14 protein-coding genes are annotated in these 13,290 nt (G+C 35.7%); 1 reads left to right on the top strand and 13 read right to left on the bottom strand.

Annotated elements, in window-relative coordinates:
- Positions 1-31 precede the first annotated feature (31 nt).
- From ACS8MM_RS05930 to ACS8MM_RS05920, 3 genes are all read right to left on the bottom strand, one after another.
- Positions 32-2,311, bottom strand: a complete 2,280-nt coding sequence (locus tag ACS8MM_RS05930) for a T9SS type B sorting domain-containing protein (RefSeq protein ID WP_379714070.1) — start codon at positions 2,309-2,311, stop codon at positions 32-34.
- Between the two features lie 120 nt (positions 2,312-2,431).
- The gene (locus ACS8MM_RS05925; protein ID WP_379714067.1) at positions 2,432-2,875 is read right to left on the bottom strand and encodes a DUF1456 family protein; all 444 of its coding nucleotides are present in this window, start codon (positions 2,873-2,875) and stop codon (positions 2,432-2,434) included.
- Between the two features lie 5 nt (positions 2,876-2,880).
- Positions 2,881-3,666 carry an alpha/beta hydrolase gene (locus ACS8MM_RS05920; protein ID WP_379714064.1) on the bottom strand — a complete coding sequence of 262 codons (786 nt, stop codon included), beginning with the start codon at positions 3,664-3,666 and terminating at the stop codon, positions 2,881-2,883.
- 49 nt (positions 3,667-3,715) lie between these two features.
- On the opposite strand from ACS8MM_RS05920, the gene ACS8MM_RS05915 reads away from it, so the two are divergent.
- The gene (locus ACS8MM_RS05915) at positions 3,716-4,117 is read left to right on the top strand and encodes a TerB family tellurite resistance protein (protein WP_379714061.1); all 402 of its coding nucleotides are present in this window, start codon (positions 3,716-3,718) and stop codon (positions 4,115-4,117) included.
- 51 nt (positions 4,118-4,168) lie between these two features.
- Here ACS8MM_RS05915 and ACS8MM_RS05910 read toward each other — a convergent pair whose 3' ends face one another.
- The 10 genes from ACS8MM_RS05910 to ACS8MM_RS05865 form a co-directional block, all read right to left on the bottom strand.
- Positions 4,169-5,065, bottom strand: a complete 897-nt coding sequence (locus ACS8MM_RS05910; RefSeq protein ID WP_379714058.1) for a DUF6252 family protein — start codon at positions 5,063-5,065, stop codon at positions 4,169-4,171.
- Positions 5,066-5,138: 73 nt separating this feature from the next.
- Positions 5,139-7,127, bottom strand: coding sequence for an excinuclease ABC subunit UvrB (gene uvrB, locus ACS8MM_RS05905; protein ID WP_379714056.1), 1,989 nt, complete (start codon positions 7,125-7,127; stop codon positions 5,139-5,141).
- A 66-nt stretch (positions 7,128-7,193) separates the two neighbouring features.
- On the bottom strand, positions 7,194-7,727 hold the full coding sequence (locus tag ACS8MM_RS05900) for a sigma-70 family RNA polymerase sigma factor (RefSeq protein ID WP_379714054.1): 534 nt from the start codon (positions 7,725-7,727) through the stop codon (positions 7,194-7,196).
- Between the two features lie 225 nt (positions 7,728-7,952).
- Positions 7,953-8,909 (bottom strand): 23S rRNA (adenine(1618)-N(6))-methyltransferase RlmF, encoded by a 957-nt coding sequence (gene rlmF, locus ACS8MM_RS05895; RefSeq protein ID WP_379714052.1) that lies wholly within the window; start codon positions 8,907-8,909, stop codon positions 7,953-7,955.
- A 42-nt stretch (positions 8,910-8,951) separates the two neighbouring features.
- On the bottom strand, positions 8,952-10,163 hold the full coding sequence (locus ACS8MM_RS05890) for a DUF3570 domain-containing protein (protein WP_379714050.1): 1,212 nt from the start codon (positions 10,161-10,163) through the stop codon (positions 8,952-8,954).
- A 17-nt stretch (positions 10,164-10,180) separates the two neighbouring features.
- The gene (locus ACS8MM_RS05885; RefSeq protein WP_379714048.1) at positions 10,181-10,387 is read right to left on the bottom strand and encodes a DUF4266 domain-containing protein; all 207 of its coding nucleotides are present in this window, start codon (positions 10,385-10,387) and stop codon (positions 10,181-10,183) included.
- 11 nt (positions 10,388-10,398) lie between these two features.
- Complete coding sequence (locus ACS8MM_RS05880) at positions 10,399-11,319, bottom strand: FAD:protein FMN transferase (protein ID WP_379714046.1); 921 nt, start codon at positions 11,317-11,319, stop codon at positions 10,399-10,401.
- Positions 11,320-11,322: 3 nt separating this feature from the next.
- Positions 11,323-11,751 carry a thioredoxin family protein gene (locus ACS8MM_RS05875; protein WP_379714043.1) on the bottom strand — a complete coding sequence of 143 codons (429 nt, stop codon included), beginning with the start codon at positions 11,749-11,751 and terminating at the stop codon, positions 11,323-11,325.
- Positions 11,752-11,756: 5 nt separating this feature from the next.
- On the bottom strand, positions 11,757-12,419 hold the full coding sequence (locus ACS8MM_RS05870; RefSeq protein ID WP_379714041.1) for a thiamine diphosphokinase: 663 nt from the start codon (positions 12,417-12,419) through the stop codon (positions 11,757-11,759).
- A gap of 52 nt (positions 12,420-12,471) precedes the next feature.
- On the bottom strand, positions 12,472-13,287 hold the full coding sequence (locus ACS8MM_RS05865; protein WP_379714038.1) for a DUF4249 domain-containing protein: 816 nt from the start codon (positions 13,285-13,287) through the stop codon (positions 12,472-12,474).
- Positions 13,288-13,290 lie beyond the last annotated feature (3 nt).

Below are 13,290 nucleotides of genomic sequence, written 5' to 3'. Positions count from 1 at the left end.
GGTTTTTTAATTGCAGCCCAAAGGTAGATAATTATCTTTTAAGCGAGAAGTGACTTTTTAATGTTTTTCCATTATAAAGTGTTAAAACAAACCAATAATCATCAGCGGGAAGAGATTTTCCATTATAAGTTCCATTCCAACCGGATGAATTGGAATCCATTTGTTTGATTAATTTACCATAACGGTCAAAAATAGAAATGTAGGAAAGTCCATTTAATTCCAAATTAGCTATTTTCCAAGTATCATTATAACCATCATTATTTGGTGTAAAATATTTAGGAAAGTCGAGTATGTAGATTGTTGTTGATGGTGTTGGTTGGCAACCATTTTTATCTCTTACATAGATAGTATATTCACCTGCTTCGAGGTTGTTGAATGTGGGACTATCTTGAAAAGTTACTCCATCAATCGAAAACTCATAATCACCACCATTATCAGTATAGGTAATCGTTATTGAATTGTTTTCTGAAAAGTCACGAATAATTGCAGCGATATTACTTGCCGGAGCAGATGGTAGTATATTGAATGTTTTTGTTGCTTTGCATCCGTTGGTATCTGTAACCTCTACGGTGTAGGTGCCGGAAGTAGTAATTTGAGTTTCAAAATCAGTATCTCCATTGGACCAATTGTAACTGTTAAAAGTTGAAGAAACACTCAACGTTACTGTTTCGTTTGGACATAAATACGAATTTTCATCACCAAAATTATTTGGTGTATTGTAATTTACATTTAGTTGTATTTGCACAATATCATAACAATCGGGACCATTAACCAATCTTGCATAGAGCGTTTGATTGTTCGCATTTGTATTCGTATAGTTGTTTGCTAATGGATTGGTTTGATTTTCGGCATTGCTAGCAGAACTATAATATTCAACTACAATTCCTGATGGAAGTCCATTCGTTACCAAAGGAGTTATTTCTGTATTCAAGTCAAAAGTTGTGATTCCGTTTTTAGTACCATCTTCATCACATTTGGAATAGGTAACTGAAGAAACAGTATTGTTTTCAATACTTAAAGTTACTTGGGCTACTGCAGTGCATCCGTATGTATTAGTGACATTTGCGTAAATTGTTTTGGGAGTGCTGGTGTAACTAGTAGGATTTTGAATTGGGTTACCTCCGATACTTTCAGTATATGTTACTGCACCAAGATTCGGGTCATTGTTTCGGATTAAATTATCCAGTTTAGTCAAGTTAAAGATTGCCGATCCATTATTGTCGCTATCACACTGAACCAAAGTTTGATTTGAAAGTGATGGTAGTGGTGCAAATTGAAGTCGTACATCACCGGTGGAAAGACAAGTACCATTAATTAATACTTCCACTTTGTATTCCACAATATTTTGATTGGAATTGTCAATGACATTGTAAGTAGGTGTTGTAATTCCTGTAAAAACATTGTCCTTATACCATCTGTAAGTATTATTTGTTCCAGATTGGGTACCGTCAAGAACAACACTGTCACCTGCACAATACGAATTGTTTGTGGCTACAAGGCGATCCGGACCTAGGTCGGTTTCGCTTTGGAAAGTACCTCCACCGAGAAAAATGGCTGAATCATATAAGCCGTTGCCTTGATCTGCAATGACTAATTTGATATGATACGAATTACCAGCAATCACATTGGCTTGTGCTTTGAGTACTTTGGTTTGACCGTTGAATGTGGTGGGATGATTTGGTCCATTGAACGCATCGAAATAGATTTCGTTACTTGGTGGACAAACCGTACCTGTGCCTCGGATTGTATTCACCGAAACCGGAATGTTTGTGCCGGGTACTAATGCGATGTTTTGATAGGTACCGCCAATTGGTTTAATTAAAAATGCAAATCCGTCAGTGAAACCGCATTGGTTTTGGGAAGGATTACTTAAATACTGTTCCGAAGAAAATATATAATCAAAACTGATTGAATTGGTGTTTGGTATAAAGTCAAATTCTAAAACAGTGGCATTGAAAGTGCTTCCTAGTGATAAAGCTTGTTCTAGATCAGCATCTCCGAGCCATGTGGAAATGGTTTCACTACTGTTTCCTGTATTTGGACCAACCGTTGAGGAAGCTCTTCCGGTGCTTAACACAATACCATTTGCAAAGGGGAATGTACTTGTTCCTTGACTGAAACTTCCGAAACTTTGTGCTCCTGAGAAATTACCTCCGCTAACAGAGACATTGATTGCTTGTCCGCAATTGGTGTTGTTGGCAAAGAAATTGGTTACCAATTGTTGCGCTGTGTAAGTATCGTCAACTTGGATATATTGTGAATATAATGAACTGGTACAACTGAATAAAAAAAGTAGGGCAAAGTTTCTCATTCTAAAATAAATAGCCCGCAAATATAATTACAATTGTAATTTTTTAGGAGTTTTTAACAAAATGATAGCTTTTGTTGAATGGAAAAAATCCCTAAGCTGTTCACAAAGGGATTTTTGGGATTATTTTTTTTTGTTTTTTCCGTTATTGAATTTAACATTTTCAACTACGGATGTCTTTGTTTCCGGTTTTTTTGGTGCCGATTTTGGTTTAAAAGTAGTTTTCTTTTTGAAATCGGTTTTGGGTTTTTCTGAAAAGTTTTTTTTCTTTTTTTCTTCAGTGGATTTGGGTGCTGAGGCTACTTTTTTTGCGTTTTCATTAATTACATCCATTGCGTTTTTAGGTTGTTCTTTAGTACCTCGCAAATGAATCACCAACCCGTTTAGGAAATTACGTAAAACCTGATCGCCACATTCCATAAATTTTGGATGTTCTTCCTGACGAAAAAAATTGCCAATTTCTCCCTTTGAAATTCTAAAATTAACCAGTTCTAAAATTTCTACTATCTGATCATCGCGAAGCTGTAGAGCAACTCGAAGTTTTTTGAATATTTCGTTATTATTCATGTCAATTATTTATAAAGCCAAAGATACGCTTTTGCAAAAGCTTCCCGCCATAATTTTTCGTTATGTTGTCCATCTTTTATGATTTTGGATGCAATTGTACAATTTTTAGGTAGTACGTTAATCATTTTTTGCATGTCGGTCACCATATCTTCACTTTCTTTGTCACCACATAAAAAATACATTCTTGCTTTCAGGTTTGACTTTTGAACTAGTGGGTACATTTCGGGATTTATCCAAAATGCAGGCGAGAAAATAATACCTTTTTGAAAAATATCTGGATGTTTTAGAAGCGCATACAATGAAAATAATCCGCCAAGAGAACTGCCTCCGATTGTAGTATGTTTGGAAGAAGTTTTTGTACGATACGTTTTGTCTATATGTGGTTTGAGTTGTTTTACGATGAAATCCAAGTATTCATCTGCTTTACCGCCTCCGTATTTTTCGTTAGCATAAGGAGTTAATTCATCTATTCGTTTTTCGTTACCATGTTCAATACCAATTACTATCACTTCGGCTTTTAAACTGTCTAGGGTTTCATCAATTTTCCATTCTCCAGAAAAGGAGGTTTTAGTATCAAAAAGGTTTTGAGCATCATTCAAATAAATCACAGGATATTTTTTGGTAGTAGAATGATAATTTTCTGGAAGATATACCCATATTTTTTTGGTTTTTTTCAATTGAAGTGCTTCAATGATAAATGTGGAAACTTGTTTACTTGCTGTATTTTCCTGGCTCATTCCTTTAGGGAAAATTAATAGAACAATTGCAAAGAGGAATATTTTTTGAAACATGTTTTGGATTTACAGTAAAAAGTATAGTTTTGCTAAAAATAATCAATTTATGGATTCATACGAAGAGAAAATCAGCTTGTTGTCTGAAATGATTGCATTCGCTGTTGTTGATGGGGAATTGCACGATCGTGAATATGATTTTTTACTAATGGTTTCTCAGGAATTACAAATAGATAAAGCGACTTTTTTAGATTTATTCAAAAGACGTAACGAGATAACTGTGATCAAAGATGAGTTTCATCGTATTTTACATTTTTATCGTTTGGCGTTGCTTATGCATTGTGATGGCGTAATGCACGAACACGAGCGAATTGCAATCAATGAAATTGGTATTAACATGGGATTGAATCCTAATGCCATGAAACGAATTTTGCATCTAATGGAAGCATCTCCAGACCAAATGGTTGAAGCTGAAGTTTTGTTAGGTGCTTTTCATGAACAATTGAATTAATAAAAAAACAAACAAAAATCCCTTGAATATTCAAGGGATTTCTGTTTGTTTTTATTTGTGTGTAATGTTGAAACTTCCGTTGGTAAGTGTTACCGTTTGTGAACCATTACTTACTGTAAAATTAAAGGTTCCGACAACGTTATTTCCATTGTGTGAACTGATGGTTAAACTACCAGAGGTTAAATTGAACTCAGCTTGATTTTCGGCATTTCCAATTCCGGCACCGAAACCATCTGTAGAAGCCAAATTGTAGGTTCCAGGCGTTACGTTTTTTGGAAAAGAGATGTTATAAACACCGAAATCTGAACCAATATTTGTATTGTTTCCGAATAAATTAATCCCAGTAGAAGCCGAAGTTTGAGAAATCATTAAAAACTTACTGTCACTAGGATTGTTGTCCATAGTGAATGCTGTACCTCCGTTTTTGGTCAACGTCATAGTGCCGTTAGTATAGAAGTCATTATTGATTACAATTACATTGTTTATTTCTCCATCTGTTATGGTTATACTATTACCATCCAAATCGTGTAAAGTTGCTGAAAATGTACCCGAAAGTCTTCCTGTATTGATGTTTATATCCGAAATAGTTAACGTAAAAGATGATCCGGTTTCATGGCTAGCGTAATATTGTTCATCAGCCGATACATATGTCAACAATGCTCCACTATCGATATCATAGTTGTGGGTACCAACAGTTAAATCAGCAATTGGAATTTGGAAGGTCATGGATGAACCATTGGACTTAACACCAAAAATTTCCAAGACATGAACGTTCTCTTCAGCGGTAGAGTAATCTTCAATTGTGGCACCAGCACCAGTAGAAGACCATCTTTGTCCATCGATAGTCGCCGTAATTGATTCGTTATTTGAAGCGTCATCAGAACCGCTACATGAAAATAATAACATTCCTGTCAGAGCAAGACAAAAGAATTTTAAGAAATTTTTCATAATTTTTTAGTTGATAGATTTAATTGAGCGACAAAAATATCAAAAAAACTAAAAAAGTAAGAGGTTTCCTATTTTAAATTTTCTCCTGTAGTGCCTTTATTTCGTCTCGAAGTTTGGCTGCCTGCATGAAGTCTAAATCTTTAGCCGCTTTTTCCATGGCTTTACGTTTGTCGCGGATTTTCTTTTCGATTTCCGGTTTTGATAAGTATTCACTTTCCGGTTCGGCAGCTTTCAGTATTTTTTCTTCGTAATATTTCGTAGAAACAGAATTACCGCTCAATGCACTACCTAAACTTTTGTTCAATGCTTTTGGAACCAAATTGTTAGCCGTATTGAAATTCGTTTGTCTTTCACGGCGGTAATTGGTTTCATCGATGGTTTTCTGCATGGATGCAGTGATTTTATCGGCATACATTATAGCTTTACCATTTACGTTACGTGCAGCGCGACCAACGGTTTGTGTAAGTGATCGATGACTTCTTAGGAAGCCTTCTTTGTCCGCGTCTAAAATGGCAACTAACGAAACTTCCGGTAAATCCAAACCTTCTCTAAGCAAGTTAACACCAATCAGTACATCGAAAATTCCTTTACGTAAATCCTGCATAATTTCAACACGTTCCAAAGTATCTACATCAGAGTGGATGTATCGGCAACGTATGGAAACCTTAGTAAGGTATTTGGCTAATTCTTCCGCCATTCTTTTGGTTAGTGTTGTTACCAAAGTGCGTTCGTCCAGTTCACAGCGCTGTTGGATTTCTTCAATCAAATCGTCAATCTGATTGGCACTTGGTCGTACTTCAATAATAGGATCTAACAATCCGGTAGGTCGAATAACCTGTTCTACATAGATTCCTTCCGATTTTTGCAATTCATAATCGGCTGGTGTTGCAGATACATACAAAACTTGATTCTGTAACGCTTCGAATTCTTCGAATTTTAAAGGGCGGTTATCCATTGCTGCAGGCAGTCGGAAGCCATATTCCACTAAATTCTCTTTGCGGCTTCGGTCACCTCCATACATGGCATGTACCTGCGAAATAGTTACGTGACTTTCATCGACAACCATCAGATAATCTTCTGGGAAATAATCCAAAAGGCAGAAGGGACGAGTGCCTGCTTCGCGACCGTCAAGATACCTGGAGTAGTTTTCAATTCCGGAACAATAACCTAACTCACGTATCATTTCCAAATCGAAATTGGTTCGTTCTTCAAGACGTTTGGCTTCAAGATGTTTGCCAATTTCTTTGAAATAATCAACTTGCTTGACTAAGTCTTGTTGTATTTGCCAAATAGCATTCTGTAAAACATCAGGTGAAGTCACAAACATATTGGCAGGATAGATGTTTAGTTTTGAATATTTTTCAATCACTTTGGCCGTTTTGGCATCAAAAGCTTCGATTTCCTCAATATCATCACCAAAAAAATGAATTCGGAACGGTTCGTCTGCATAACTAGGGAAAACTTCTACCGTATCACCTTTAATGCGGAATGTACCGGGTGTGAAATCAGCTTCGGTTCTAGCATATAAGCTCTGTACCAATCGGTGTAAGAATTTAGTTCGTGAAATGGTTTGATCCCTTTCGATGGAAATCACATTTTTCTGAAACTCTACTGGATTTCCGATACCATACAAGCAAGAGACTGATGCAACCACCAATACATCGCGACGGCCTGAAAGCAGGGCAGAAGTAGTGCTCAAACGCAATTTTTCCAATTCATCGTTGATGGATAAATCTTTTTCAATGTAAGTTCCTGTAACCGGTATAAATGCCTCGGGCTGATAATAGTCGTAGTAAGAAACAAAATATTGCACCGAGTTATTCGGGAAAAACTGTTTGAATTCCGAGTAGAGCTGAGCGGCTAACGTTTTATTGTGCGCTAACACTAATGTAGGACGTTGCACTTCCTGAATCACATTGGCAACGGTAAATGTTTTTCCTGACCCCGTTACACCTAATAAAGTTTGGTATTTTTCTTCGTTGATAATGCCTTTTGCTAATTTTTCAATAGCTTGAGGCTGATCACCCATTGGTTTGTAATCGGATATGACTTGGAATTTCATTGGTTATAATTGCAAAAAGTTCAGATGTGCTAAGTTACAAAGTAAAAAGATAACTATTAAAAATCATTAGTTGCATACTTTGCAATTTTCTTTGTCTTTATGTTCACCAACTAAAAAACCTTTGTTGTTCAGTGTATAATCGCAACAGTCTATTAATCCTTGTTGCAATAATTTTCGCCCTCTTTGAATTCGTGACTTCGCTCCTGGAAGCGTTATATTTAAAATTTCTGCGACTTCTTGTTGTTTTTTACCTTTTATTTCACTTAGGAGTAAGGCTTCTTTATATTTTTCTGGGAGATGATTGATCAGAGGTATAATACAATTTTCGGCCGAATGATGGTTGGTTTCTTCATTGTCGGGTAATTCGAGCAAAGGAATCGGTTTGGATTGACTTTTAAAATAGTCAATGATGGTATTGTGTGTAATACTGAAAACCCAGGATTTCAGACTATCCGTATTTTTAAGTTTATGGTTGTTGAGATGGATTTTTATAAAAACCTCCTGAAGTAAATCTTTGGTGATTTCAGTGTCTTTTATTTTGCTTACGATATATCCTTTTAAGTTTTCTGAAAACTGTTTCCAAATATCTATTGTTTCCATTGTTCTTTGGTATAAAATTAAAAAAAGCCCATTGCTAAATTAGCTTTGGGCTTTGCATTATTTAGCAGTTGCAATTTTTACAAGTACAGTTTTCACAAGTACAATCGCTGCAATTTGAGCATTGACAAACGCAATTTTCAGTATTTTCCATTTTATTATAATTTAAAAGTTATACCTATAAGACTTTGAAATAATAAAAAAGATGCAAAATGGATTAATAATTTTTTAAAACTTCCAGGTTTGATGCTGTTTTTCGGTTAAGAAAGTCCAAGCTACGATTCGGCTTGTTTTTTGGCCTTGCGCCATATCAATGGTTTTGACAGTTACGGCACCGACTTTTTTTAATAGTTTGTAAATACGGTTGAGGTTTTCTTTTTTGGAAACCAAAGTTGTGAACCAAAGCACTTGATTTGTGTATTTCACACTTTCGTAAATCATTTGGGTTAGAAAGCCTATTTCACCACCTTCACACCATAATTCTGCATTTTTACCGCCAAAATTTAATATTGGTTTTGTTGTTTTCGTGTTTTGAAGATTGTTGCTTTTTCGGGTAGTCGCTTTGTTGGCTTCTTCCGCAGATCCATGAAATGGTGGATTGCAAATGGTAAAAGAAAAGCGGTCTTCCGGAGCAATAATATTCTTGAAAATAAATCTGGATTCCGATTGTTTTTGAAGACGTATAGCATCGATTAATGCCGGATTGTTATGGATGATTTTTTTACAGTTTTGTAACGCATTTTCATTAATGTCAGTCCCAACAAAACGCCAACCATAGGCTTTGTTACCAAGTATTGGATAAATACAATTGGCTCCAATACCAATATCCAATCCTTCTACCGTTGTTCCTTCGGGAATAGCTCCCTTGTTGGATTCTGCCAACAAATCACTAATATAATGGATGTAATCTGCTCTTCCGGGTATGGGTGGACAAAGATTTTGCTCAGGGATGTCCCAATACTGAATTCCGTAATCAGTCATTAATAAAGCTTTGTTTAATGCTTTTACTGCATTCGGATTACTGAAATCAATCGTTTTTTCGTCAGTTTCAGTCTTGTACTTATTCGTTTGAATAAATTTTTCCAATTCAGGATAACGTACCGTTAATTCCTTAAAATCATACCCAAACCGATGCGGATTTCTCGGATGCAAATTCTTTTTTTCTGTGATAATTTTGGGTTTCATTTCTGGGTAAAGATTTTAAGGAACAAAGGTAAGTATAAACGGTTATTTGAATTTCATCAAAAGAGTAATAATATGTGAGTTCAAACCGGTATCTCTAGTGTAATACCCATAGCGAAGTTCGAAAGTATTGATTCTTTTGACACCAAAAATTCCTTTGTCGGAGTCGGTAATTTTATACCCCATTCCAATCATGTGACTTTTGAAGTCCGATAAATCATAGTCGCTTGTATAGAATTCTTCACCCAGCTGATGTGTCAATATAGGTTTGAAATAGTCGGCAGCACTTTGTGTATAGAATCGATAAGGGATTGATAGTGATGAAAAAGCAGTCAGTTTGACTGTCGGTTCAAAACCAAAAGTATGCGACTTGATGTCCCAATTGTCTTGGTAATAACGATAATAACTACGTAATACAATATGATCACCAAGGAAATAATTCAACCTAGCGCCGAAAGGAATTTTAAAACGGGTACTTGGCAGTTTTTCTGAGGCGACATCACCACCATTAAAATACACCCTGTTGAATTTGGTTGCTAACAAACCTTCTTGATAGCCTATATCCGTCATCAAAGCTAATTGAAGGTTTTTATTGATTACTTGTGAAAAAGTCAATCCTAAGTTGTAAGATGTTCTCGGTTTGCTATCTCCGTGTTTTGCTTCATTGTCGGATGGATTGTTCCTTAATTCGACGGGAAGTATTACTTTCCAAGTGTCAAAAAAGGCCATTCCTTTGATGGAAAACTCCCTGTTTTTATCTTTTGACAGTTTTGTGAATCCGGCATTGGCTCCAATTGAAAAATAATCAAACTCGGCTGATCCTGAAATCCCACCGTTAAGAATGTAGTTCTTTTCATCATTTTGGAAAGCATAATTTAAAGACGGATAAACTCTTACGTCTTGGTATGATGCTGAAGTTACCGTATTAGGGTCAATTTTGTCTGAGGAAGCGGAGGTATAGGAATCGACACCCAATTCAAAATTAAAATTGTGTTTGTTTTGATTTTTATCCAATTTGGATAATTTCACTTCAATTGTAGTGGCTATATCAGTCAGTTTTTCAGTTCCTTCACCTCCTGTTACTGCTGAATTATCGCCGTTTTGAGTGTAGTAGCTGCTGATGAAATTTACTTCTTCAATTTTTAATTTATTTTTTTTATAAGCTGAGGTTGAATCACTACTAGTGTTTTCTTGTGCTTTAGTTTGACTATTGAGCAAGAGCGCCAATACCGATGCGGTAATTATTCTTCTTTTCATCTTTTTCCTTACTTGAATTAATTACAGCCGCAGCCTCCACCTGTTTTTCCACCATTGGCACCTGAGCTTGCTTCTCTATAAAGTTGGAATGTGTTTTCGAATTTTTCCGATTTTCTTGCTGCCAATTCCATATCTGAATCATTGATTTTTGATTTTTGATATTCTTTAACAGACGTACAGCTACTTAAAATAAGCATGAATAGAAGTGAGGATGTCAGTTTCATGTATTTGGGTGTTAGGTTAGTTTAATGTTTTCTGAAAAATATTTTCTGTCGTTGTCATCGATAATGATGCATCCGATGTGTTTTAATTGATTGATAAAATCCATTCCGACTTCAATTCCCATGACAGTAACCGGAGTTGCCAAAGCATCAGCAATTTCAGCATTTTCTGCAATGATGGTGACACTTTTTATACCTGATACGGGATAACCTGTTTTTGGATCAATGGTATGCGAGTATTTTTTATTGTCAATAATCACATATTTCTCGTAATTTCCTGAGGTTGCCACAGCTTTATTCGTTAGTTTAAATGTCGAAAAGATAGCATTTTGATGATTCGGATTAGCAATACCTATCGTCCAGGGTTCTCCATTTTCTTGGGTTCCCCAGGCTGATAAATCGCCTGAAGCATTTACAATTCCGTCGTTCACGCCTTCTTTGAGAAGTACTTTTTTTGCCATTTCTGCGGCGTATCCTTTCCCAATGCCACCAAAACCAATTCGCATTCCTTTATTCTTAAGAAAAACCGTTTGTTCTTCCTTGTCTAGGAAGATATTTTTGTAATTGATGAGTGCAACCGCTTTTTTTGCAGTTTCTTCATCAGGAAGCACTTTCATTTTGGTGTCAAAATTCCATAGTTTTTTGTCGATACTCCCATAGCTTAAATCAAATGCTCCTTGTGTTATTTTAGAAATCATTTGACTTCGTTCGATAAGCTCAAAAACTTCTACTGGAACTTTTACTGCTTGGATACCAGCGTTATTGTTGATGTGTGAAGTGACGCTTTCTTCCGAAAAAGTAGTCAGTAGTTTTTCAATGCGTTGAATTTCCTGAATAGCCAATTCAATTTTCGAGTTGCCCCAATTTTCATCTGGACCTATCACCGAAATTTCGAATCGATTTCCCATTAATTTGGCTACTCTTTTTGTCAGCATGATTTATTTGATTTCGGCAATGAATGTTTCTAATGATTCTGAAGGCAAATGTTCCCATTTTTTAAGAATACTTCCATCGCTATTTAAAAGCAAAATGAGTGGGAATAAACCCTTGTTGTTGTACTTCTCAGCCAATGTTTCGTTTTCTTTTGTTGTGTCTGGAGGTAATTGATTTTTTTTCAATCTTGGAAAGTCAGCATTGTAAACGACTAAGTTGTTTGCTGCGTAAGATTGGAATTGATCTGTGAAAACAAATTGTTTTTTGAACTTTACACAAGGAGCACACCAATCGGAGCCCGAAAAGTACAATAGGATTTTTTTGTTTTCGGTTTTTGCTTTATCCAGTGATTGAGAGAAAGTGATTTTTTCTGTTTGTTGCGAAAATCCTGCCAATGCAATCAGTAAGAATGTTAATGAGATTAATTTTTTCATGTGGTTTAATCTAGGGATTCAATTAATAATAAATGACCTGTTTCATAAGTAATGGCGACTAATCCGTCTTCAGTTACATGATTGCTGCTTCCTGTTCGAAATCCTATAGTTAAGGTGTCTTTTTTTAATGAGTAAAACAAATTTTCGGAATAAATTCCTGTAACTTCCCCAACTGGTATTAACGATATAATACTATTTTTTGTGTACCATTTTTCAAATTTTTTTGGTAATAGAAATACCCTAGAATGATCATCTAGAATAACAATTTTTAATTCCTCTCTATAGCGTACAATATTGGTCAGGTTACTGATAGTATGATCGGCTCTTTTGCCTGTAGCCCAAACTACATTTACCGCTTTATGGCCTTTCTCAATAAGATAATCAAATGCTTTTTCTAAATCGGTTTTGTTTTGATCTGGTGTATGAACGATTTCCAAAGGGTATTGTTTTTCCTTATAGATTTGAGGGTCAAAACCGTGATCAAAATCTCCAAGGAGAACGTCAATTTTTATGCCTAAATTCAATACACGTTCAATTGCAGAGTCTAAAACAATCACAAACGGTGACCATTCCAGCAGTTGATCTAATAAATCGCGGGAACATTCAGCACCATTAGCAATAATTAAAGCAGGTTCTTGGTCGTCTCTGACAATGTGATGTGAAGACATTTAATTGAGTATTTGAGGGTTGTGAGTAAAAGTAGGTATCAAAAATAAGAAATTATTGGACAACATAATCTCTTGAGTCAGTTTCCCCTAAAGCAAAATAACCTAATGGATATTCGTTGCTATTGGTTTGATTGATGATATTTCCTCTAAGTGTCGCAGGTGGAGTAGCAAAAGGATTTCCTGTATTGGTACTTGAAATCGGTATTAATTTGTTCATATAATTATAATACGAATTGGTGATGCCTTGAAGCGATAATTTTAATGTATTTCCTTCTTCTACTTCACTGGCATAAAAACCGAACATTACATTTCCTTGGAAAAACTCATCGCTAACCACTCCGTATTCCTGTACTTTTTTCTTCGAGTTTCGTACCCCAAGTAAGTAAAAATTATTTTCTGTACCGTTGTCTTGAAAAAAGTATTTCACTTGAATTTCGTCTGCTCCGGTTGGTCCAGGAACAGTTTGCTGTTGTACATTAATAATTGGAGGTGTTGCAATTAACTTTTCTGTAGAAGTATAAGTTTGGCCTTGATAGAGTACGGTTAGAGTGTAATTTTCATTGATTACAGGTTGGAAATTGGTACAAATATAATTTCCGGTTCCTGGATCTTCAACGAAATTAAATACCGTGTTTGAACTGTTGGTTACAGTTACAGTTGCTCCATTGGCGAAAACTACAGTGTTACTATAGAAATCATTAGTAAGACTTAGTTTTATGGTTTGGTTTTCACCTGTAGTTCCTTTTGCCCATTTGATTACGGCGTTGATTACCAATTTAGGTTTTCCAGTCTCCAAAGGGATGTCAACTGTGTCTTGACAAGAATTCAAAAGGGCTGCAATGGTGATTATAAATAAAAATCGTTTCATGGT

The organism is Flavobacterium sp. MAHUQ-57, from assembly GCF_051908335.1.
Classification (GTDB): Bacteria; Bacteroidota; Bacteroidia; order Flavobacteriales; family Flavobacteriaceae; genus Flavobacterium.
Note: the sequence above shows the minus strand (reverse complement) of the source record. Positions and strands in the feature narration are given on the sequence as shown.